Source organism: Aureibaculum sp. 2308TA14-22, from assembly GCF_040538665.1.
In the GTDB taxonomy this organism is placed as follows: domain Bacteria; phylum Bacteroidota; class Bacteroidia; order Flavobacteriales; family Flavobacteriaceae; genus Aureibaculum.
Genome location: NZ_JBEWXT010000001.1, coordinates 2,646,086 through 2,670,145 on the forward strand (window position 1 = coordinate 2,646,086; position 24,060 = coordinate 2,670,145).

A 24,060-nucleotide genomic window follows, 5' to 3' on the forward strand; every position below is an offset into this window, starting at 1 on the left:
AGTTCGCGAACAATCATAAGTTTTATTTTTCTAATTAACTTTCTTCATCTTCTCTCTGATCTCATCCAAGCATAAATTACCAATACTACCTAAATGCGTGTGGTTTACATTTTTATCGGGTATAAACTCGCCTTTTTCTACTTTTGCTCCTACAATTTTATAGGCATCTCTAAAAGCAACACCATCTTGCACCAGTTTATTTACTTCCTCAACAGTAAATAAATAATCATACTTTGGGTCATCTAAAATTTCTTTGTTTACCTGTACGTTTGCAATAGAAAAGGTCATCATTTCCAAACACGATTTTAACGTTTGGATGGCTGGTAAGACCGCCTCTTTTAACAACTGCAAATCGCGTTGATAACCGCTTGGTAAATTACTAGAGATTAAAGTCAATTCATAGGGTAATGCCTGAAGTGCGTTACATTTTCCCCGTATCAATTCAAACACGTCAGGATTTTTTTTGTGCGGCATAATACTGGAGCCCGTAGTCAACTCGTCCGGAAAAGATACGAAGTTAAAATTCTGGCTCATATACAAACAAATATCCATAGCAAATTTTGACAATGTTCCTGCAACCGTACTCATTGCTGATGCTAATGCTTTTTCGGTTTTCCCACGACTCATTTGAGCGGCCACTACATTGTATTTCAAGGTTTCAAAGCCAAGCAAATCCGTGGTCATTTGACGGTCAATATCGAAAGAACTTCCATAACCTGCCCCAGAACCTAGCGGATTCTGATCTGCAAGTTTATATGCGGCATTCAATAAATAAACATCATCTATTAAACTTTCGGCATACGCGGAAAACCACAATCCAAACGAAGAGGGCATAGCCACTTGCAAATGCGTATAACCAGGCATCAACACGTTTTTATGTTCTTCAGCTTTTGATAATAACTCATCAAATAATGCCTTTACCAAGCCCTTTATCTCTTTGATTTCATCTTTAAAATAGAGGTGTAAATCGACTAAAACCTGATCATTTCTTGAACGTGCTGTATGGATTTTCTTTCCAGTATCACCCAACATTTCCGTTAACAAAAACTCCACCTTTGAATGTACATCTTCAAAAGTATCTTCAATTACAAAATTGCCCTTTTCTATATTATGCAAAATGCTGTTCAATTTAGCTTCAATGATAGAGATCTCCCTATCCTTTAAAATCTCTATTTTGTGTAACATTTTGGCATGTGCAATAGAACCTAAAACATCGTATTTTGCAATAATTAAATCCAATTGCCGATCGTTGCCAACCGTAAACATATCTATTTTTTTATTGGTACTAAAGCCTTTGTCCCAGAGTTTCATATTTTGCTATTTTGAATTATTAATGAGGTCTCTCCCGAAATAATCGGGACGCTCAACCTAACAATCGTAATTATTATAAAATTTTCTCTACTATTTTAATATATAAATCAATTCCTTCCTCAATTTCTTTAACATAGATAAATTCATCCGCAGTATGTGAACGTAAAGAATCACCAGGGCCTAATTTTAAGGATGGGCAATTTAAAACCGCTTGATCTGATAATGTCGGCGAACCATAGGTTTCTCTATCCAACTCTATTCCAGCTTTTACTAAAGGGTGTGTTGCTGGTATGGATGATGAATTTAAGCGTAAAGATCGTTCTTTTACATCAACTTGAACATTGCTTTTTACAATTTCAAGCACTTCTTTATTACTATACGCATCAGTTATACGAATATCTACCACAAAATGACACTCTGCCGGAATCACATTATGCTGATTTCCAGCCTCAATCTGTGTTACAGTCATTTTAATCTTGCCTAGAGTTTCAGAAACTTTTGGAAACTCATAATTTTTAAACCAATTTATAGCTTCGACCGCTTTGTAAATGGAATTATCGCCCAAACCATGGGCCGCGTGACCAGCTTTACCATGGGCGTAGCAATCCAGCACCAACAATCCTTTTTCCGCAATGGCCAATTGCATTAAAGTAGGTTCGCCAACAATGGCAACGTCAATTTTAGGCAATAATGGTAAAACGCTATTCAACCCTAATTGTCCTGAGCTTTCTTCTTCTGCGGAAGCCACAATAATCAAATTATATTTTAAATTTTCATGATTATAATAAAAGGTAAATAATGCCAAAAGCGAGACTAGGCAACCTCCTGCATCATTGCTTCCTAAACCATATAATTTTCCATCGCTAATTTCAGGAATAAATGGATTTCGGGTATATGCTGAATTCGGTTTGACCGTATCGTGATGAGAGTTTAATAACAATGTTGGTTTAGTAGCATCAAAATACTTATTTAGTGCATACACATTATGATTACTGCGTTTAAATTTAATATCATGTGCAATAAACCAATCCGCAATTAATAGAGCGGTCTCAGCTTCTTCGCTTGAAAAAGATTGGGTTGCAATAAGCCGTTGTAAAAGGGCAATAGCCTCTTTGGTCAGTTTTTTAATCATAAACTTAATATTGTGTGCTGTGTGTTTTTATCTGTTATAAAATTTGTATTTGCAATGTGAATTTCAGAAACCCCTTTACCTAAGGCATTAAAACAATTTTTTAATTTCGGCAACATTCCGTCTGCAATAATACCATCACTTTTCAATAATTTATAACGGTCTAAATCTATATTCTCAATTACCGAATCTTCATCATTAATATTTCTTAAAACTCCTTTCTTTTCAAAAATGTAGGTTAGACTTACCTGATAGATTTCCGCTAAAGCAGAAGCCAGTTCTGATGCAATAGTATCAGCATTGGTATTTAATAATTGCCCTCTTTTATTATGTGTAATGGCACAGAAAACAGGAGTTAAATTAGCATTCAATAATAACGAAATTGTTTCAGTATTTACAAAATCTACATCTCCTGCAAAACCATAATCAATGTCTTTAACAATCCGTTTATGAGCTTTTATCGTATTTCCATCTGCACCAGAAAGCCCTATAGCATTACAATTATTTTGTTGCAATTTTGCTACTATGTTCTTATTGAGCAAGCCGGCATAGACCATAGTCACCACTTCCAAATTAGCAGTATCTGTAATACGCCTTCCTCCGATCATTTTTGGTGCTAACAGCAATTTATTTGCCATTTCGGTAGCTTTTTTTCCACCACCGTGAACTAAAATTTTCAATCCATCTAGTTTGGAAAAATCAGCTAGAAATGATAATAACACTTCTTCATTATCTATAACATTGCCGCCTATTTTTACAATATGTAGTTTTGGGTTACCCATTTTCCAACATCTTTTTTAATACAATTTGTGCTGAAAAAGTTCTATTATTAGCTTGTTCAATTACTAAAGAATTTTCACTATCCAGCACAGCATCATCAACAACAACATTTCTTCTGACTGGCAAACAATGCATAAATTTAGCATTGTTTGTCAATTTCATTTTTTGCTCGGTAATCATCCAGTTTTTATCCCTTAAGAGAATTTTTCCATATTCGTTAACCGAACTCCAATTTTTTGCATAAATAAAATCAGCATTTTCAAAGGCTTTGTCTTGGTTGTATTCAACTTTAGAATTTTTAATTATCTCTTTATCCAATTCATATCCTTTTGGGTGGGTAATTATAAAGTCTGCATTTTGTAATTGCATCATTTGAACAAAAGAATTGGCAACTGCTTGTGGCAATGCTTTAGGATGTGGTGCCCAGGTCAAAACCACTTTTGGTTTATTCTTTTTTTGATGTTCTTTAATAGTAATGGCATCTGCCAAAGCCTGCAAAGGATGACCTGTGGCACTTTCTAAACTTACAATGGGTACAGTTGTATATTTTACAAAAGAGTTTAGTACCTTTTCGCTATAATCTTCTTCTTTGTTTTTTAATCCAGCAAATGCTCTTATGGCAATTATATCTGCATATTGCGACACTACTTGTGCAGCTTCTTTTATATGCTCAGCAGCAACACTATCCATAGTTGATCCATCTTCAAATTCCAATACCCATCCATCACTGGAAATATTCATTACCATAATTTCCATTCCCAATTGTTGAGCAGCCTTTTGAGTACTTAAACGTGTTCTTAAACTAGGGTTAAAAAATAACATGACCAAGGTTTTTCGTTTTCCTAAGTTTTCAAAAGCATACGGATTTTTCTTTAGTTGAATAGCTTCATCAACCAACTTTGAAAGTGATGTAATATCAGATATGGAAGTGTATTTTTTCATTGGTTAAAAATATTTATAAACAGTTTTTTAAAGCCTCAAAAAATGTATCAACATGCTCTTTTTTAATTGTCATTGGAGGTAAAATTCGTAATAACTTTTTATTGCTGGCTCCTCCTGTAAAGATATGGTGTTCATAAATTAGTTTTTTTCGCAACTCGGCAATTTCAAAATCAAACTCAAGCCCTAACATTAAGCCTTTACCCTTTATTTTTTTTACCTGTGGAAATTGTTTTGCCTTTTCAATAAAATAAGCTGAAACTTTATTTACATTCTCCAATAAATCTTCTTTTTCAATCACGTCCAACACCGCCATAGAAGCTGCACATGCTAAATGATTCCCTCCAAATGTGGTACCTAACATGCCATAACTTGCTTTTAGTTTTGGTGAAATTAAGATTCCGCCAACAGGAAATCCATTGCCCATACCTTTGGCAATTGAAATGATATCTGGTTGAATAGTATGATATTGGTGAGCAAAAAACTTTCCACTTCGCCCATAACCAGATTGAATTTCATCAGCAATTAAAATAACATCATATTTACCACATAATGTTCGTAAATTTTGAAAGAAAACTGTTGTTCCTTCATCTAAACCTCCAACACCTTGAATGCCTTCAATAATTACAGAACATACATCTCCTTTTGACAATTCTTTTTCAACTAAATCGCTTTTATTTAAAGGTAAAATAGTAACTGGGTTGCAACTATTTATTGGTGCATTAATATTGGGGTTATCTGTTACAGAAACTGCTGCTGATGTACGTCCATGAAAAGAATTTTGAAAAGCTATTACCCTCTTTTTATTGGTATGAAACGATGCTAATTTCAGAGCATTTTCATTCGCCTCTGCACCGGAATTACATAAAAACAAATTATAATCGGGATAACCAGATATTTTTCCCAATTTCTCAGCCAATTCAACCTGCAAAGGGTTTTGTACTGCATTCGAATAAAATCCAAGATTATCTAATTGTTGTTTCACTTTTTTTACATAATGTGGGTGTGAATGACCTATTGAAATAACGCCGTGCCCACCATATAAATCAAGATAGCCTTGGCCTTTTTCATCTGTAACAATTAAATCATTAGCCTTTACAGGAGCAACATTATAAAGTGGATAAACATCAAAAAGATTCATAATTCTGCTTTAGAAATTTGATTTATTTTATTAAAAGATGTCACCAACCCTTTGATTAATGACGAACTCAATCCGCTATGTTCCATTTCATTTAACCCTTCTATGGTACAACCTCCTGGAGTAGTAACCCTGTCTATTTCCTCTTCTGGGTGACTGCCAGATTCTACCAATAACGTTGCAGCACCCAAACAGGTTTGCATGGCCATTTCTTGGGCTATTTCAGCTTCAAAACCAAGTTGAATTGCCCCTTGGGTAGTTGCTCGTATCAATCGCATCCAAAACGCGATACCACTGGCACAAATTACAGTAGCCGCCTGCATTTGCTCTTCGGGAATTTCAATAGAAGTTCCCAGTCTATTGAAAATAGCGGTGGCTATATCTATACGCTTCTTTCCTTGGGCATTGCTACATACACAGGTAATGGATTTGCCTACCGATATTGCGGTGTTTGGCATGGAACGGATAATAAAATTTTCTTTGCCAACAACGGATTCAATACTTTCAATTTTAAACCCTGTAATCGTTGAAATTAGCACGTGCTTTTCTGTCAGCAAATCGGTAATCTCTTTTAAAATGTTTTCAAAATGTCTTGGTTGTACTGCAAAAATCAATATATCGGAGTTACTAACCGCTTCTCTATTATCTAATGTTAATTGAACATTGTCATACTCTCCCCATTCTGCTATGCTTTCCGTATTTCTTTTAGTCAAGTACAAGCTTGTATAAGCATTATTTACAATAAGCCCTTTTGCTATTGAAAGACCTAAATTCCCTGTTCCTATAATTGCTATTTTCATTGTTTTAATTTTACTTTAATACGATTATTAAAAATAAGTAGCTTTTAAGCTCAAGCCTTCTTTTTCATTAAACCCAAACATCAAATTCATATTATGTACCGCTTGTCCCGATGCTCCTTTTAATAAATTATCCGTTATACTGCTAATCAATAATTTATTATTATGTTTATGCAAATACACCAAACACTTATTCGTATTGACTACTTGTTTTAGATGCAACTCGTTATCTGATATAAAAGTAAAAGCAGCGTTATTGTAAAAATCTTTATATAGTTTTTTAGCCTCTTCTAAACTACCATCAAACTTGGTATAAGCCGTGGCAAAAATACCTCGGCTAAAATTGCCCCTGTTGGGCATAAAATTCAGTTCACTTGAAAGAGTTGGTTGCAGCTGTTGTAAGCTTTGATTAATTTCTCCTAAATGCTGATGTGTAAAAGGTTTGTAATACGAAAAGTTATTATCACGCCAAGTAAAATGTGTAGTTTTGGATAACGAAGTTCCCGCTCCTGTCGCTCCAGTTACAGCATTAATGTGGACATCATTCTGTAATAAACTATGTTTGGCTAAAGGTAATAATGCCAATTGTATTGTGGTTGCAAAACAACCAGGATTTGCAATATAATTAGTTGACTTTATAGCTTTTTTGTTCAATTCTGGCAACCCATAAACAAATTGTTTGCCCTGAAATATGCTGTCTTTTTCTAACCTAAAATCGTTGCTTAAGTCGATTATTTTTGTGTGATCTGAAAATTGGTTTTGCTCTAAAAATGATTTAGAATTTCCATGTCCTAAACACAGAAAAAGCACATCAACATCGCTATTTATGTTTCTTGTAAATTTTATATCAGTTTCACCAATCAAATCTTGATGAATACTGCTAAAGTCGTTACCCGCATTTGAGGTACTATACACAAAGTTAATTTCGACTTTTTGGTGATTTAACAATATCCTAATCAACTCACCAGCGGTATAACCAGCTCCCCCTATAATTCCAACTTTTTTCATTCCTTTAAATAAATTTAAGTGTTTGATATTTAAGCATCTCTGATTGTAGAGCGTTTGGTTTTTTACCAAACCCCTCAATGAGGGTCACTCTGAATTGTTTATTTGGTTAAAAATTTTATTTTGATTAGATAAAATTTTGATAAAACCTTTAGCATCATCTGCTGTCCACCCCTCGTTCATTTCACCATAAGCCGCTACTTTTGAGTTCATCAAATCATGTGGAGACTGAATACCGTCTAACGTAAAGCGATAAGGATGCAATGTCACCATAACATCACCGCTTACATTCTCTTGGGCGTCTTCCATAAATGCTTCTATATTACGCATTACAGCATCTAAGTATTGACCTTCATGTAACATAGTTCCATACCAATTAGATAAATATTCTTTATGATGTTGTTGCCATTTGGTAAGCACGTGTTTTTCCAATAAATGGTGTGCCTTAATTATAATCAAAGGAGCTGCTGCCTCAAAACCTACTCTACCTTTAATCCCAATAATTGTATCTCCAACATGAATATCTCTACCTATAGCATATTTAGATGCTATTTCGTCAAGAATTCTAATATTTTCAACTGGACTATTTTTCACATAATTGATGGCTATCAATTCACCTTTTTCAAAGCTCAACTTCATATTTTCAGGCTCATCTTTTTCTAATTGGCTAGGGTAGGCACCTTCAGGCAAGGGTTTATTGGATGTCAAAGTTTCTTTTCCGCCAACACTTGTACCCCAAAGTCCCTTATTGATAGAATATTGGGCTTTTTCCCAAGAAAGTTCAACACCGTGTTCCTTTAAAAATTCTATCTCTTCTTGTCTTGATAACTTTAAATCTCTAATTGGTGTTATAATTTCAATTTCAGGAGCTAAAATTTGAAAAATCATGTCGAAACGTATCTGGTCATTACCTGCACCAGTACTACCATGTGCTATAAATTTTGCTCCAATTTTTTTAGCATGAGTTACTATTTCAATGGCTTGAATAATTCTTTCTGAACTTACGGATAAAGGATATGTATTATTCTTTAATACATTCCCAAAAATTAAGTATTTAACCACTTTTTCGTAAAAAGTTGAAATGGCATTAATATTTGTATAAGACTTAACCCCTAAGGCATAGGCTTTTTCTTCTATTGCATTAATCTCCTTGTCGGTAAAACCTCCTGTATTTACACTTACAGCATGTACTTCATAACCTTTTTTCGCAGATAAATATTTTGCACAATATGAAGTGTCTAATCCACCGCTATATGCTAAAACTAACTTGTTCATTATTTCTTTTTATTTTTTAAGAATACTGTTTCTTTTATGTTTTTTAATCTTTGTAACACCTTTTTATTGTAAGGGTGTTTTGGCTTCTTTTCAATTTTAGGTCTTTTATCTTTTGGATCATAAAGCATACCTGTACACAAGCACATTTTACGTTCGGTTCGAGTTAAAATATCGTAATTTTTGCAAGTTTGACAGCCTTTCCAAAAAGCATTGTCGGTTGTCAGTTCCGAAAATGTGACTGGTTTGTAACCCAATTCGTAATTTATTTTCATTACTGCCAAACCTGTGGTAATACCAAACATTTTGGCATTGGGGAATTTCTTTTTAGAATAATCAAAAATTACTTTTTTTATTTTTTTTGCCAAGCCCTGTCCTCTATAATCAGGATGTACAATTAAGCCAGAATTGGCCACAAACTTACCATGTCCCCAAGCCTCTATATAACAAAAACCTGCAAATTTATCACCGTCTAAGGCAATAACGGCATTATCATTTTCTAGCTTGGTGATTATATATTCTGGAGTACGCTTGGCAATTCCCGTCCCTCGTACTTTTGCCGACTCTGCTATAGTGTCGCAAATAATGTTAGCATATTTACTATGCTTTTTTGTTGCAATAACAATATCCATACTATTGGATTTGATTATTAAAATGTGTTTGAAAAATTATGTGCTTGAAAAAAGAACCGGACTCACCTAAGTTCAATGAAATATAAGATACCCTTACGGGCGACGGATACGTCTAGGACGAATAGAAAAAGTAGTAATTGTATGTAGTTGTACTGTTTTCACAAAGCAATATTACAACTTTTTCTTAAATACATAAAAACATTATCTGATTTTATTTTAATAATCACCTATTTATTTGCAGTTAAACAATTTAATCACCTTAAAATTATCTTATTACTAAATTTAAGTTGAATTTACTGCGCATTTTTCAAATTTTAAAACACGCTTTTTTGTAACTTGCTAGATATCTGAACCTTAAGCCTAAAGTTTTTAGCTTTAATTAACATTTTTGCAATTAAACTCAGTTGCTTTGCTATTTTTGAAAAGCTATAGAACCTAACTGACCTCTATGAAAAAGTTGTTGATTTTTATTTTTGCATGCAATTACGTTTTAGTATTTGCTCAACATACACCCATTGAAGATTTTGACAACCAAACAAACATAAAACAAACTGCTACAATCAATTCCATTGGCGATAATGAATTTAATACATCCCACAACAATTTAACAAGCACGATTAATAATGAAGTTTTTACTTCGATGGTGTTAAAGGAAAGACTTAAAATTTTAAATACCAAAACACCTTTTGATGTACCTTATAATGCAACTGTCGAGCGTTTTATCAGATTGTACCTAAAAGAGAACAAAGCTGCAATTTCTAACTTAATGGACAGAGCAAATTATTACTTCCCAATTTTTGAAAAATATTTGGATAAGCACGACATTCCGCTGGAAATAAAATATTTGGCGGTAGTAGAATCCGCATTGTTGCCTACTGCTAAATCACATGCCGGAGCCAAGGGCATTTGGCAATTTATGTACCATACGGGCAAACAATATGGTTTAAACGTAACTTCTTATGTTGATGATCGTAACGACCCTTTAAAGGCCACCGAGGCTGCTTGCCTTTATTTAAAAGACCTTTATGAACGTTTTAACGATTGGGATTTGGCCTTGGCAGCATACAACTCTGGACCTGGCAATGTAAACAAAGCTATTAGACGATCCGGTGGAAAAAGAAATTATTGGAATATTAGACAGTACTTGCCTAAAGAAACCAGTAGCTATGTTCCCGCATTTTATGCAACATTATATCTATTTGAATATGGTGAAGCTCATCAGATATACCCTAACGATACAGAAATTGATTATTTTGATACCGATACCGTTCATATTAAAGAACAACTCAGTTTTTCGGAAATTGAAAAAAGAACTGGGGTATCAAAGAAATTTTTAGCCTCATTAAACCCGCAATATAAACTAGGTGTAATTCCATATCATAAAGAAAAAAATTACGTATTAACCTTACCAAAAAGTGCAATTGATAGATTTATGAACATAGAATTGACCGATAATAAAACTTTGGAGGATAAAGAAAAACAAATACATATAGTAGCAACTACCTACAATAGCTATGTGGTGCAAAAACTGGACAACCTCCCAAAAATTGCCAGAAAATTTGAAATTACTTTACAGCAATTAAAAAAATGGAACGGATTGCAAACCGATTTTCTGATTGAAGGTCAACGTTTGGTTGTTACCGATAAAAAAAGTGAAGTTGCTATGCAAGTGCCTACCCAAAAAATTCACGCCCAAAAAAGCTCTTCCAAGCCTCAAGTTTATGAAATTTATACTGTAAATGAAGGCGATTCCCTATTTATCATATCTAAAAAATTCCCAAATGTTACCATCAATCAACTTCGTAATTGGAACAATATTTGGGGTGTACCTCACATTAAACCTGGAACAGAACTTAAAATTTTAACAAGTACTGAATAATTTGCCATAGCATTTTGCGTTATTCTTACAGTTCGATAGCACAAACTAATTTTAAATAACTAATATACAGTCACTTAAGAAGTTATTTTAATTAGAAATTAGGTTTGCGAGATTGACTTAAAATAATTTTTATATTTTTGTTTTCTTCTAACCCTAATTTTTAGCTGTCAATTGTATTTAAATAGTTAAGTATTATGAGATTTATTTATGTATTTGTTTTATTACTATTGACTAACGTTATTTTTGCTCAAAAAAATGACGGTCAAGTTATTGAAATTAAGGACGTTAATAAAACCAAGACCTTGAAAATTAGTGCGGATAGCCTAAAAAACAATGTACCTGAGTTAATTGACCATAGCGATGCCGATTTAATTGATAGTTTATGGATAGCTAGGTTAAAGGAGTCGTCTTTGAACCATGATTTTCAATATGTAAACCCCGATGAAGAAATTTCAGATGCTTCAAACATTGAACTTTCAACTGAAGTGCTTAAAGAAAGGTTGGCCCACCTGAATAGTACAACACCCTTTAATGTAGAATACAATTCTTCCTTAGAACGATTAATCAAACATTATTTAAAAACCCGAAAAAAAACACTGGGCAATTTAATGGGCAAAGCGGAATACTATTTCCCAATGTTTGAAGAACATTTAGACAAATACAATATCCCAATGGAAATTAAGTATTTAGCTATTGTTGAGTCAGCTTTAAGACCAAGAGCCCGATCTAGAGTAGGTGCTTCGGGTTTATGGCAATTTATGTATTATACCGGAAAACAATTTGACCTTGAGGTAAATTCTTATGTTGATGAAAGACATGACCCCTTAAGAGCAACTGAAGCTGCTTGTAAATTTTTATCGCAACTCTATAAAACTTTTAACGATTGGGATCTTGCTTTAGCGGCTTACAATTCTGGTCCGGGTAATGTATCAAAAGCTATAAGACGATCAGGAGGAAAAAGAAATTATTGGAATATCAGACATAATTTGCCTCGTGAAACAGCTGGTTATCTGCCTGCTTTTTATGCTACATTATATTTAATGGAATACGCCAAAGAACATGACATTAAACCTCAAAAATTTATAACCAATAGGTTTGAAACCGATACAATTGTAGTTAAGCAGCAAATTACTTTTGACCAAATTAATAAAATATTAAATACGGATAATGAACTGTTAGAACATTTGAATCCGCAATACAAGTTAAATATAATTCCGTTTGTGAAAGAGAAGAATTATACATTACGCTTACCGGTACATTTAATAGGTAAGTTCGTGTCTAACGAGGAGCAAATTTATGCTTACGCAAAAGAAGATTTAGCAAAACGAGAAAAGCAATTACCAAAATTTCAAACAGCACCAGGTAAAATACGATACAGAGTAAGAAATGGTGACTATCTTGGTAAAATTGCACAACGTTACGGTGTTGGCGTATCTCAAATAAAAAGGTGGAACGGTTTACGCTCAAACAATTTAAGAATAGGACAACGTTTAACCATTTATCCAAGAAATTATAAAACAGCATCTACAAAAAGTAAAAAGGCGTCTACAAAAAAAACCACTACTAAATCTACGCCAAAGGGTAAATACACCACCTATACCGTTAAAAAAGGAGACTCTTTATGGATAATATCAAAAAAATTCCCAAAAGTTTCTGTAGAACAAATCAAAAGTTGGAACAATATTTGGAGGGTTAAAAGTCTAAAGCCAGGAATGAAACTTAAAATCTATAAAAGTTAATCTTTTCGGGCTTAAATAAAGTTAAATCTCTAATTTTAAAACTAATTTAAACCTATGAAAACACTATTATCAATTGTATTAGTAAGTGTGTTTTTTATCTCGTGCAATTCAAAAAATACAGAACTAACATTAAAAGAATCCAACAGTAGGATAAACCATTTAACAATAGTTATTGAAAATGACCTTTGGAAAGGTCAAATTGGCGACTCTCTTAGGGAAATTATAGGGGCTCCTGTTTTGGGACTACCTCAAGAAGAAACCCAATTTACAGTTAACCAAGTAACCCCTACAGCTTTTTCAAATTTATTTAAAAGAAACAGAAATATATTGTTTATAGGTATTGATGATAAAGAAGGTTATTACTTAAAAAATAATGTTTATGCCGCTCCTCAATTAACAATGACTATTTTTGGTAAAGACACAAACTCATTAAAGAAGTTAATTCAAGAACATAAAAAAGACATTATCTCTGTTTTTAAAGATTCTGATTTGGCTCTGTATCAAAAAGAAAAAACCAGAAGCCATCTTGATGTGAAAAACATTAAAACCCTGACTAATTTTGGAGTAAAACTGAATATACCTCACGACTACGCTATCGTTGATGATACAGGTGATTTTTTATGGTTACGGCAAGAAATTTCTAAAGGAAGTTTAAACATTATTGCTTATACCTTACCCTTAACAGTAAAAGATAGTATTGCTAAAAATATTGTTAAAATTAGAGATACTATTGGAAAAAAACACATTCCTGGTCCTTCAGAAGGAACTTTTATGATTACAGAAGCTGCCTATACACCGTTTACCAAAGAAGTTGAATTTGGTAATAAACCCGCATTTGAAACTAGAGGTACCTGGGAAGTGCCTAAAGAATTTATGGCAGGGCCTTTTTTAAACTACACTATACTAGATAAGGAAAACAATAGATTACTGGTTTTTGAAGGATTTACCTACGCTCCTTCAATTAACAAACGTGACTTTATGTTTGAGCTTGAAGCTATAATAAAAACCTTAAAAGGTTAAGGTTGAAAACGTTTCAATTTCGCCTTTATCATTACTGTAAATAATAAATGCCTTTAATTGGTTTTGGTTTTTCAAGAAACTTTTAGCTTTTTCTAAAGGCATAGCCATAATTGCAGTGGCGTAAGCATCAACATCTGCACAATCTAATTTCGCTATTATAGAAACGCTCAATAAATTACTTTGTGCTGGATAACCCGTTTTTGAGTTAATTATGTGTGCATACTTTTTACCCGTAATTGAATCGATTTTAAATTTACGATAATTGCCCGAAGTTGCCATTGTCTCATTATTTAATTCAACTACCTTTTCAATAGAACGTGTACCGTCAAAATTCGGATTTTCTATACCAACCTTCCAAGGTTTATTCTTAACTTTATTTAATCCTCTGGAACGCAGTTCACCGCCTATTTCAATTAGATAGTTGGTAATTCCTTTGGTTTCTAAAAATTTTCCTGCTATATCAACTGCATAACCTTTTGCAATAGCATTAAAATCAAAATAAATACTATCGCTCGTTTTGGTTATTTTATTTTTTTTGAGCTCAACTTTATTAAAACCCACAAACTTTAATAAGTGTTTAACACTAGCTGAATCAAGATTATTTAAAGGTTTTTCCGGACCAAAACCCCAAGCATTAACCAAAGTACCAATTGTTGGGTCAAAAAAACCGTCAGTATCCTTATATATTTTTGATGATTTTTGAAATACCTCTTTAAAATAAGCATCTACCAAAACAGTTCTGTCCCCATTATTTATCTTTGAAATATCCGAACTAGGAATATATGTTGACATTGATTTGTTGACAAGATAAAACAGGCTATCCATAGATTTGGTAAAATCAATGTGACCTTTATCAAAATAAGTAATGTTATAAGTAGTACCGAAAGCTAAACCCTGTAATTTTAAAGGTTCGGTTCTTTTATCGTCGTCCCTACAAGAACATAAAATGACAAAAATCACTAAAAAAGCAACAATTCTATTATGCAATAAGCCCATTCTGAATAAAATTTTATATTTTAGAGCAATGCAAAGGTAAAGTTTTATTTTATAGATGTACTTTGTTAAAATCTTACTAAAATATTCTTTGCTCAAAAAAAAATTTAATAACTTCGCCTACTAATTAAACAAAATTTAAATCATGAAAAAAATACTTTTTCTTTCTCTATCATCTGTAATTTTATTATCATCGTGCGTATCTCAAAAGAAATATGACGATCTTATGAGTCAGTACGATGCTGCAAAAACCGAATTAACCGAAGCTAAAGCCAAAGTTTTAGACTGTCAAGTTGAAAAGGATAAATTTGCAGGCATGGTGGCTAACTTAGAAGCACAAAACAAATTTTTACAAGAAAACCATGCTCAATCAATCAGGCAGATTGAAAATTTAACTACATTATCTCAATCTGCAAGTAGCAATATAAAGGATGTGGTTGCTCAATTGAGTGAAAAAGATAAATATATTAATGGCATACGTGGTGCCATGTCTAGAAAAGATTCAGTAAACTTAACGTTAGCTGTACACTTAAAAAGTGCATTGTCAGATGGCATTCAAGATGAAGATATTATTGTAAATGTTGAAAAAACTGTAGTTTACGTAGAAATCAATGATAAATTATTGTTTAGAAGCGGTAGTTCAGTAATTTCATCAAAGGCTAAGGCCTTATTGGACAAGGTGGCTACAGTCATTGCCAGCAGACCTGATATGGAAGTAATGGTTGAAGGTTATACAGACAACCAACCTATTAGCACTGCTATTACTAAAGATAACTGGGATTTAAGTACACAACGTGCCACTGCAGTTGTAAGAGTGTTACAAAATGATTTTAAAATAGACCCTAAAAGATTAATTGCCGCTGGTAGAAGTGAATATTTACCACTAGCTACAAACAATACTAAAGAAGGAAGATCTAGAAATAGAAGAACAAGAATTGTTATTTTACCAAAATTAGATCAGTTCTTTGATGTGTTGGAGCAAAAACCGGATGGTACTCCAAAATCTGAAGAATAAAAAGAGATTTAAATTAGAATAAAAAAGCGAAAGGATTATATTAACCTTTCGCTTTTTTTTATTCTAACAGTTCTTTTAATTTTTTATGATATTCTTCATATTGCAAGAGGTTGTTATGACTTCCTCCTTCTATGGTTACAAACTCTTTTTCTTTAACAGTAACCTCTTCAAATAACTTTTTACTGTCGTCATAAGGCGTAATCCAATCTTCGGTACCATGAAAAAAAGTAATCGGGCAAACTACCTGTTTTATATGCTCATTAGTCATAAATTTATAATTCAATAAAAATATAGGAGCAAACGGAAAGCGATGTTTACCGGCAGCCGCCAAATTATAAAAAGGCACTTCTAAAATAAGTTGTTGGGGCGAATTATCCGCAGCCACTTTTGTGGCAAATGTTGTACCTAAAGATTTACCATAAACAACAATTTTATCTTCATCATACTGCTTTTTTAAATAATCGTAGCATAGTTGGGCATCGGTATACATTTTTTTCTCATCAAAACCCCCTGTACTTTTGCCATAGCCTCTATAGTCCATAACAAAAGCGTCATAATTAAAATTACCAAAGTATTGTGTAACCTGTCCCCAACCGTTTAAACTACCTGAATTCCCATGAAAATATAACACTATGCCTTTTGGCTGCTCTACTTTAAAATGTAATGCATTAATAATAGCACTATCAGGCGTTTTCAGATTTACTTCTTCAAAATTTCTGTCAAAATTAAAAACATAATCTTGCGGTAGTACTTGAGGTTGAAAAATCAGTTTTTCTTGAAAAAAGTAAGCCAGTACAGTTATAAAAACATATACAATTACTAACCATTTTAAAATTTTAACTATTATCCGCATTTACTATTTCCTTTTCTTTCTAACAAAATCTATACTTGTATTTTCCCTGTCAATGGCGGCTATTTCTTTAGACTGTAAAATTTCTTTTAAAGCTCTATGGTAATCCTCAAAGTTGTGTAAGTTTTTATGCCCGCCTCCAATTACCAAATACAACCTCGATAATTTTGGGTTTAACCGAGATAATCTAATACTTGATTTCATAGGTATAATTCTGTCATTAGTACCATGAATCAATTTTATAGGACATTTTACATACTTAATCCACTTATAGGTAGGCATGGAATACCGCATAATTAAACCTAAGGGAATAAAAGGCAAATAACGCTTTGCATTATTGGACATGCTATAATATGGACAAGCTAAAATTAGTATTCTGGGGTTATTAACCGAAGCCAATTTTGTAGCTAAACCAGTGCCTAACGATCGCCCATAGACAATAATATATTTTTCGTCAACTTTTTGCTTTATAATGTTGTAAATAGCTTGCACATCCTCTTTCATGGTTTGCTGTGTACGTTTACCTTTACTCTTGCCAAAACCCCTGTAATCTATCATTAGCACATCCCAATTGTGATGCGTAAAATCAATGGCAAACTTGCCCCAGCCTTTTATACTTTTGGAATTTCCTTTTAAGTAAAAAACAACACCTTTAGGGTTTTTGGTCTTAAAATGAAGTCCGTTAATGGTTACTTTATCGTTCAATTGAATATTGTACTCCTCAACTTCTTGGTTTTCATATTCAAACTTAAAATCGTCCGACAGTTTTTCGGGCTTAAATATAAATTTTTCCTGAAAAAAATAGAAAATAAGACTTATAGCCAGTACTGTAATTACAAAAATGGTTATGATTAGGCTGTAGTTCATTAGAATTTAAAGATACAAAACTTAAACTAGTCCAATATTTTCACTAACTCTTCAAAAGCAACATAATAGGGTTGGTCTTTAAAAACAGGCATTTCTACACTTTCTGCATTGGCAATGCCAACACCAGCAAACCATACTTTGGCATTTTGTTTTAGGGCATGCTGCTTAAAGGTTTCCATCCAGATAACATCGTAATCTTGAGCATTTTGAAGATTAGAAGTAACTTTTACCAACACAAAAATGGTAGGTTCGTCCTTTTTGTACAATACATATTGAGGATGCTTTTTTAACTTACTATTTATGGCCACAAATTCGTAACCCATTTGTTGCAGCTTTTCACCAACAATGTTCATTCCTAAATTATGTAGTTCTTGCTCAGTAAGTGGAGTCATTGCTTTTTATGATTATAATTTATTTAGAAGCTAAAAATACAAAATTTAATAGGTAGCTTACTTTTTTTATGTTAAGGCAACCATTCCATTAGTTGATAACTAATAAAAACTCATAAAAAAACGACATTCAATAGTTAGTATATTTATTCCCTATTACTTGGCAGTAATAATAACCAAAAAAATAATTTTCCTATGAAAAAAATACTACTTATCTCCCTTTGCATTTTTACTTTTAAGCCCGTCTTTTCACAAAAAACCATTGAGGTTATTAGCTCAAGGGATCAAAAAATTGAAACCTATTACGTACTAGATTCCGATAGAAAGACCAAACACGGCAATTATTTATTGACTTGGGATGCTAATTTATACAAGTCCGTAATTGAAGAAGGTACTTATAAAAACAATAGTAAAGAAGGCGTTTGGAAAACGTACCATCCATTTAAAGGCAAATACGACAAAAACGATATGCGAGTACAATACCTAACCACCTATAAAAACAATAAAAAAGACGGTCTCTTTGTAGAATTTGGATATGACAGGGACACCATTGAGGTAGGCGAGTTTTTAGCAAATAAAAGAGCAGGTATTTGGAAAAAATATGAAAATGGAAAATTAGTGGCGAAATATGATTTTACCAACAAGAATAATTTAATAGATAAGGTTGAAATTAAAAAACAAGGGTCTTATCAGTTACCAAGTTTACTTAAAGACAATTTAAATGTATATCTGATAAATAATTTTAAGCCTGTAAACCATAAAAAGATAAAAAGATTGTTTGGCATTATAGAAGCCACCATGACTATTGACAAATATGGAAGTGTTGGCAATGTTGTAGTTACAGGTGCAGAATACCCAGAGTTGGAACAAGAATTTATTTCCGTTTTAAAATCTACTTACGGATTATGGAACCCAGCCCTAAAAAATACTGAAAAGGTAACCGTAACTATTGCTGTACCCATAAAGTTTTTAATTGAGTGGAAAAAAAAGGGACCTAGAGTAGGTGTACAATCAGGCACTATGGAAATTATTGAATAGCCAAAGCTTTTCTATTTTTTATAAATATTTTTCGATTATTTAGTTTAATCAACTAGTAATCAGCATTTAATAATTATCCGTTTTTAACGGTTAACAAACGGATAGCTTACTAATCATTGCTCAACAAAAGCCTAAATAGCAATGCTTCTGGGCATTGTTATTAAATTAAATAAGTATCTTGCAAACATAACGGATATAACCACAATGCGGTTATACAGTTGTTGTGCTTAATTATGACGAACACCTAAAATTATGACAAAAGGATATAATAAGGCAGATGCTTTTGGCAAACTATATTGGGTTCTAGAAAAGGAAGAAGTAAAAAATCGAGCTTGTGTATTTTTGAGTCACAAAAAAGAAGATAAACCTGCTTGTAGAAAAATTGCAGAATATTTATCAAAAGCTGGAATAGACTATTATCTGGATGAAGAAGATAGAAACCTTCAACAAGCTGTTGGTTCTGGTGACGCTCATAAGATAACTGAAAGTATTAAAAAAGGTATAACAGAAAGTAGTCATATGCTTGTTGTAGTTTCTGAAAAAACATATAAATCACAATGGGTTCCTTTTGAAGTAGGTTATGGACATTCTTCATTAGTTGATGGCACAAATGATAAACTCAAACTTTCCATACTAACGTTAAAAGACCTTTCAGAAAAGGACTTGCCAACATTTATGCAAGTTGGAAATATTGTAAGAGGAACAAAATCTTTAAATCAATATATTTCTGAAATATCTAATAAACTTGAAAAATCTATGATTAACGAAACGAGATTATTTTCACACTCGCAGAGTAATCATCCATTAGATAATGTTTTAAATTGGAAACTATAATGAATTTGACAAAACATAAAGTATTTATCAGTTATCATCACGCTAACGACCAATGGTATAAAAATGAACTTTTAAGATTAAACAGCTTACATAATATTTTCATTGATGGTTCTGTAGATACTGGAGATATTGATGAAAGATTAGACAATGAAACTATAAGACAAATAATTAGAGATTATTATTTAAAAGACAGTACAGTAACCATTTTACTTGTCGGAACTGAAACTAAAAATAGAAAACACATTGATTGGGAATTAAAATCCAGTATGATAAATGGTTCAGTGAATAAAAAATCTGGAATTCTTGTCATTAATTTACCAAGTACTGGCTGTACTTATTATACTGCAACTCATTCAAGGGAAAAAGAAATTATTTATCCGGAAAATAAATCTTGGACATCAATTGATACAAGAGCTGAATATGAAAGGAGATACCCTTATTTGCCTGCGAGAATAATAGATAATCTCTTAAAACCAGAAGCTAAAATCTCAGTAGTTAATTGGAATGAACTTAATATCGAAAAACTTAGATTTTTGATTCACGCGACATTTGAAGATAAAGGAAACTGTGAATATGATTTAAGTAGAACAATGAAAAGAAACAACTCATAAAATTAAACTTCTATGGCAATAGCAAAATTATCAGAAACAAAATTTAAAATAAATCTTGGGTTTTTAGAATTAGAAACAACTTGGGAGATTGACGAGTTGCAAAAGAATGCAGCTTGGGAAATGTACGTTGAATTAGCTACTAGAATAACAACCGCTGAGTTAAAAGAAAATGATGGGCTCTTAAGAGAAGCTTTAACCTCATTAAATTCATTGTTTGCTACAACAAGAGAACTACTTAAAAGATGTGGCCCACATATTGCCACACCTGGAAATCCTGAAGATACAACACTTGGACATCTTGCTGTTAACATTTTAAATAAAGTATTACGTCCTTTATTAGCTAAATGGCATCCGTTATTATTGGACTGGGAACAGCAGAAGCCAATTGATAAAACAACAAAACAACACGAATTAGAATGGGAATACAATAAAGAATTGAGAGAAGCTCTAAATAAAATAAGAATGCAGTTAATTGAATATGCAAACGTATTAGGAACTGTATCAGGAGTGGCTAATTTAATAGAAAATAACTAAGCACAACATTGGCTATAAGTAATTGCTTGTTCTCGCCTACTTCTGAAAATCCTTGCGGATTTTCAGTTTGGTGTGTCCTTGCAAATTTAACTGCTAAACCACGCAACTACTCATAGCCGAGACCGTTGTGTGTAATGCGGAAAAAACAGAAATTAAATGTCAGATAGAACGGCAATAGATACAATAAAGGGATATTTTTATCAATTTGATTTATCAATTCTTAAATTATTAGAATTGAAGGATGAAAACCACCAAATAACTGTCGAAGGAATTGAGGATGTTGATATTGACAATGCTACTACTGAAACCGCTGTTCAATGTAAATACCATTCAAAAACAGAATATAACCATTCTGTAATAGCAAAACCTATTAGATTAATGTTGAATCATTTCAATCAGGTTTTGAAAGGAAAAGAAAAAAAGGTTAAATATTACTACTACGGTCATTTCAAGTCTGGTCAATCAAAATTAAGCTTTCCGATAACTGTAGAGTTTCTTAAAAAACATCTTCTGACTTACACAAAAGCAAAAACTCAACACAGGCATTTTGATGAACTTAACTTAAGTGATAACGACTTAGAGGAATTTCTAAAACAGTTGGAAATTGATGTAAATGCTAAATCTTATGAAGACCAACTTTCTCAAATATATGAGCTACTAAAAAAACAAGACTTATTTGAAGCTGATGATTTTGAAGCTGAAAATTATTACTATAATAATGCCTTAAAATCAATAAGTTTTTTAGCTGTAAAAGACAAAAAAAATGATAGAACAATTAGTAAGAAGAAATTTTTAGAAGAAATAAATTCAAAAAGAGTTTTATTCCACAAATGGTTCGTGGAGTTTAAAGGAAGGAAAAAACTTTTGGCAGATTTAAGGAAAGAATATTTTACCTCATATAACATATCCCCTTTCGAAAGGTTTTTTCTTATTGAAGTCAAGGCTAATTATTCTAAGAGCGAATTGAAGAATGTTATCCTATTGATAGCGAAGAAATGGTCAGATATTAAATCCGTAAAAAATCCAGATACATTTTGCCCATACATCTTCATCAATGGTTTAAAGAAGACTGAACTAATCAGTTTAAAGACTGAACTTCATAATGAAGGATTTAAGTTTACTGATGGATATAACTTTAGCGGTTCACCTTTCAATGCAGATGTAATAAAGCAAAAAGCTACATTTCATAACAAAATAACTCTTAAAATAATAAATGAGTTGATTTTTATAGAGCAGTTGATAAATAGCATCTCTAAAACAAAAGAAATTTATCAATTTTTCTACAAAGAACCGTTCTTTAAAACAGATTTAAAGAATGTTGATGTAGTTAATATTCAAATTGATAATTTAATTGATATTAAAAGTATAGTATAATGAGTTCTGAACCTATAAATGCGGAAGTTATTGCCGTTTTTCCAAATAAAGTTAAAATTAAGGTTGATAAACTAGAAGATTTCAAGATTGCAGACCAATCGCTTCGCGTGGGTTCGTATTTGAAAATTTATGGTAATGATAATGCAATCTTAATGGCTATCATTGAAAACTTTTCAATAGATGTTTCTGAAAAAGATGGAGTAGCAACTCGCACACATTTAATCGAAGCAAGTCCTCTAGGAATAATAAAAGATGATTCATTTACGAGAGGTGGTGATGACTTAACTATTCCACCAAAAAAAGTAGAGCCTGCAACAGAAGAAGAGATTAAAAAAATTTACATTGATTCAGTCAAGCAAAATGAGCAGTTTACTTTTTCTTCACTATCATCAAATAAAAACATAAGAATTCCAGTAAATGGAAATAAATTTTTCAATAAGCACATTGCAGTTGTAGGTTCTACCGGTTCTGGTAAATCTCATACTCTTTCGACTATAATTCAAACAGCAGTCAATTCAAAAAGTGGAAACTTCAGTTTAAATAATTCGCACGTAATAATTTTTGACATACACTCTGAATATAAGTCTGCTTTTCCCGAAGCGAACTTAATCGATATCTCTAATCTTAATTTACCATATTGGTTATTGAACAGCGAAGAATTAGAAGAAATTTTACTTGATACAGGAGAAAGAGATAATTACAATCAATCTTCTGTTTTCAGAAAATTAGTAACAGAAAACAAAAAGAAATATAATAAGGATATAGAGAAAATATTTTATGATTCGCCTCTGTTTTTTGATATAAATGAAATTAGGAACGCTCTTTACAATCTTAAGAACGAAACTAAAAACTCGAAAAACACAAACAGAATAATGGTAATTGATGACTCTTATAGTTGTGATGACAGTAAGACAACTGTTGATACAGGACTGCTACTTTCAGAAGAGGAAAAAATCAATAAATATTTTGAGAAAGAATTTGAGTTCCACACCCCTAAAAGCCAAAATATTACAAAAGGAGACTATGCAGACGGTACTTTGGATAAGTTTTTTGTACGATTTCAAGAAAAAATAAATCAAGATAGACTTACGTTTTTATTTGGTGATAATGCAAAAAATATTTCATTTGAGGACACGTTGAAAAACCTTTTAGGTTATAATAAAAATAAGAATGTAACAGTAATCGATTTAAGCGGTGTACCTTTTGAAGTATTGAGTATTACCGTTTCCTTAATTTCAAGAATTATTTTCGAATACGGCTATATTTATAAGCGATTAAGAAATCGTATTAATCCAAATGAGAAAATAAATAATGATATTCCCATTTTATTAGCATACGAGGAAGCTCATAAGTATGTTCCAAATAGCGAATTAGTAAAATATCGCTCATCAAAAAAGTCAATTGAGCGTATTGCTAAAGAAGGTCGGAAATATGGAGTTACTTTACTTTTAGCTAGTCAGAGACCGTCAGAAATTTCAGAGACAATATTTTCACAATGCAATAATTTCATAGCTATGAGATTAACGAATCCAGTGGACCAAGGATATGTCAAAAAACTTCTGCCAGATACATTAGGTTCTTTAATTGAGAAAATGCCATCATTAAAACAAGGAGAAGCTTTATTGATAGGAGAATCAGTCATACTTCCTTCAATCGTTCAAATTGACAGGTGTAAAAAAGAACCTTCCTCAAATGACATACCTTATTGGGAACTTTGGAAGGAAGAGTGGAAAGAGATGAAAATTAAGGAAATTAAGGAGGAATGGTACAAGTAAGCACTACACACAACATTGTGTATAAGTAATAGCGGTTTAAGTGAAGAAACCAAAGTATGAAAATAAAATAAAGGTCAGTACAAAACCGAAAGGTTTGTGAGTAGAAATCCGCTACTACTCATACACGAGACCGTTAGCC

Annotated in this window: 23 protein-coding genes; 10 read left to right on the forward strand and 13 right to left on the reverse strand. The window is 32.3% G+C overall.

Features of this window, described 5'->3' with window-relative positions:
• Positions 1–30: 30 nt before the first annotated feature.
• From argH to U5A88_RS11915, 9 genes are all read right to left on the reverse strand, one after another.
• On the reverse strand, positions 31–1,311 hold the full coding sequence (gene argH / locus U5A88_RS11875) for an argininosuccinate lyase (RefSeq protein ID WP_354206708.1): 1,281 nt from the start codon (positions 1,309–1,311) through the stop codon (positions 31–33).
• A 73-nt stretch (positions 1,312–1,384) separates the two neighbouring features.
• Positions 1,385–2,443 (reverse strand): M20 family metallo-hydrolase, encoded by a 1,059-nt coding sequence (locus U5A88_RS11880; protein ID WP_354206710.1) that lies wholly within the window; start codon positions 2,441–2,443, stop codon positions 1,385–1,387.
• Positions 2,440–3,222 (reverse strand): acetylglutamate kinase, encoded by a 783-nt coding sequence (argB, locus tag U5A88_RS11885; RefSeq protein WP_354206712.1) that lies wholly within the window; start codon positions 3,220–3,222, stop codon positions 2,440–2,442. Before argB ends, U5A88_RS11880 begins: the two co-directional genes overlap by 4 nt.
• Positions 3,215–4,162 (reverse strand): N-acetylornithine carbamoyltransferase, encoded by a 948-nt coding sequence (locus U5A88_RS11890; RefSeq protein WP_354206714.1) that lies wholly within the window; start codon positions 4,160–4,162, stop codon positions 3,215–3,217. Before U5A88_RS11890 ends, argB begins: the two co-directional genes overlap by 8 nt.
• Before the next feature lie 13 nt (positions 4,163–4,175).
• Entirely contained in the window at positions 4,176–5,300 is a 1,125-nt protein-coding gene (locus tag U5A88_RS11895) for an aspartate aminotransferase family protein (protein WP_354206715.1), read from the reverse strand.
• Positions 5,297–6,097 carry a pyrroline-5-carboxylate reductase gene (gene proC / locus U5A88_RS11900; protein ID WP_354206716.1) on the reverse strand — a complete coding sequence of 267 codons (801 nt, stop codon included), beginning with the start codon at positions 6,095–6,097 and terminating at the stop codon, positions 5,297–5,299. Before proC ends, U5A88_RS11895 begins: the two co-directional genes overlap by 4 nt.
• Before the next feature lie 27 nt (positions 6,098–6,124).
• Positions 6,125–7,102 (reverse strand): N-acetyl-gamma-glutamyl-phosphate reductase, encoded by a 978-nt coding sequence (gene argC / locus U5A88_RS11905; protein ID WP_354206718.1) that lies wholly within the window; start codon positions 7,100–7,102, stop codon positions 6,125–6,127.
• Positions 7,103–7,186: 84 nt separating this feature from the next.
• Positions 7,187–8,374, reverse strand: coding sequence for an argininosuccinate synthase (gene argG / locus U5A88_RS11910; protein ID WP_354206720.1), 1,188 nt, complete (start codon positions 8,372–8,374; stop codon positions 7,187–7,189).
• Positions 8,374–9,003: a GNAT family N-acetyltransferase gene (locus tag U5A88_RS11915; protein ID WP_354206721.1), complete on the reverse strand. Its 630-nt coding sequence runs from the start codon at positions 9,001–9,003 to the stop codon at positions 8,374–8,376. Before U5A88_RS11915 ends, argG begins: the two co-directional genes overlap by 1 nt.
• A 448-nt stretch (positions 9,004–9,451) precedes the next feature.
• Between U5A88_RS11915 and U5A88_RS11920 the strand changes: the two genes are divergently transcribed.
• The 3 genes from U5A88_RS11920 (at position 9,452) to U5A88_RS11930 (ending at position 13,641) form a co-directional block, all read left to right on the forward strand.
• Complete coding sequence (locus U5A88_RS11920) at positions 9,452–10,882, forward strand: lytic transglycosylase domain-containing protein (protein ID WP_354206723.1); 1,431 nt, start codon at positions 9,452–9,454, stop codon at positions 10,880–10,882.
• Positions 10,883–11,076: 194 nt separating this feature from the next.
• Entirely contained in the window at positions 11,077–12,621 is a 1,545-nt protein-coding gene (locus tag U5A88_RS11925; protein ID WP_354206724.1) for a lytic transglycosylase domain-containing protein, read from the forward strand.
• A gap of 54 nt (positions 12,622–12,675) precedes the next feature.
• Positions 12,676–13,641: a DUF4837 family protein gene (locus U5A88_RS11930; RefSeq protein WP_354206726.1), complete on the forward strand. Its 966-nt coding sequence runs from the start codon at positions 12,676–12,678 to the stop codon at positions 13,639–13,641.
• Here U5A88_RS11930 and U5A88_RS11935 read toward each other — a convergent pair.
• The gene (locus U5A88_RS11935) at positions 13,630–14,637 is read right to left on the reverse strand and encodes an FAD:protein FMN transferase (protein ID WP_354206727.1); all 1,008 of its coding nucleotides are present in this window, start codon (positions 14,635–14,637) and stop codon (positions 13,630–13,632) included. The two genes, U5A88_RS11930 and U5A88_RS11935, sit on opposite strands and share 12 nt — an antisense overlap.
• Before the next feature lie 142 nt (positions 14,638–14,779).
• On the opposite strand from U5A88_RS11935, the gene U5A88_RS11940 reads away from it, so the two are divergent.
• Positions 14,780–15,649, forward strand: a complete 870-nt coding sequence (locus tag U5A88_RS11940; protein ID WP_354206729.1) for an OmpA/MotB family protein — start codon at positions 14,780–14,782, stop codon at positions 15,647–15,649.
• A gap of 58 nt (positions 15,650–15,707) precedes the next feature.
• On the opposite strand, the gene U5A88_RS11945 is transcribed toward U5A88_RS11940, so the two are convergent.
• From U5A88_RS11945 to U5A88_RS11955, 3 genes are read right to left on the reverse strand one after another with little or no spacing between them, the layout of a single operon-like run.
• Positions 15,708–16,502, reverse strand: a complete 795-nt coding sequence (locus U5A88_RS11945) for an alpha/beta hydrolase (RefSeq protein WP_354206731.1) — start codon at positions 16,500–16,502, stop codon at positions 15,708–15,710.
• Positions 16,503–16,505: 3 nt separating this feature from the next.
• On the reverse strand, positions 16,506–17,366 hold the full coding sequence (locus U5A88_RS11950; protein ID WP_354206733.1) for an alpha/beta hydrolase: 861 nt from the start codon (positions 17,364–17,366) through the stop codon (positions 16,506–16,508).
• Between the two features lie 26 nt (positions 17,367–17,392).
• On the reverse strand, positions 17,393–17,758 hold the full coding sequence (locus U5A88_RS11955; RefSeq protein ID WP_354206734.1) for a Na(+)-translocating NADH-quinone reductase subunit F: 366 nt from the start codon (positions 17,756–17,758) through the stop codon (positions 17,393–17,395).
• Between the two features lie 192 nt (positions 17,759–17,950).
• Here U5A88_RS11955 and U5A88_RS11960 point away from each other — a divergent pair, with 192 nt between their 5' ends.
• The 6 genes from U5A88_RS11960 to herA all read left to right on the forward strand — a co-directional run bounded on the left by U5A88_RS11960 (position 17,951) and on the right by herA (position 23,921).
• Entirely contained in the window at positions 17,951–18,793 is an 843-nt protein-coding gene (locus U5A88_RS11960; protein ID WP_354206736.1) for an energy transducer TonB, read from the forward strand.
• A 252-nt stretch (positions 18,794–19,045) separates the two neighbouring features.
• Positions 19,046–19,627, forward strand: coding sequence for a toll/interleukin-1 receptor domain-containing protein (locus tag U5A88_RS11965; RefSeq protein WP_354206738.1), 582 nt, complete (start codon positions 19,046–19,048; stop codon positions 19,625–19,627).
• Positions 19,627–20,238: a TIR domain-containing protein gene (locus U5A88_RS11970; RefSeq protein WP_354206740.1), complete on the forward strand. Its 612-nt coding sequence runs from the start codon at positions 19,627–19,629 to the stop codon at positions 20,236–20,238. The genes U5A88_RS11965 and U5A88_RS11970 overlap by 1 nt, the downstream gene beginning before the upstream one ends.
• A gap of 12 nt (positions 20,239–20,250) precedes the next feature.
• Positions 20,251–20,772 carry a hypothetical protein gene (locus U5A88_RS11975; RefSeq protein WP_354206742.1) on the forward strand — a complete coding sequence of 174 codons (522 nt, stop codon included), beginning with the start codon at positions 20,251–20,253 and terminating at the stop codon, positions 20,770–20,772.
• A 156-nt stretch (positions 20,773–20,928) separates the two neighbouring features.
• The gene (locus U5A88_RS11980) at positions 20,929–22,146 is read left to right on the forward strand and encodes a DUF4297 family anti-phage-associated protein (protein ID WP_354206743.1); all 1,218 of its coding nucleotides are present in this window, start codon (positions 20,929–20,931) and stop codon (positions 22,144–22,146) included.
• The gene (herA, locus tag U5A88_RS11985; RefSeq protein ID WP_354206745.1) at positions 22,146–23,921 is read left to right on the forward strand and encodes an anti-phage-associated helicase HerA; all 1,776 of its coding nucleotides are present in this window, start codon (positions 22,146–22,148) and stop codon (positions 23,919–23,921) included. Before U5A88_RS11980 ends, herA begins: the two co-directional genes overlap by 1 nt.
• The last annotated feature ends 139 nt before the right edge of the window (positions 23,922–24,060 follow it).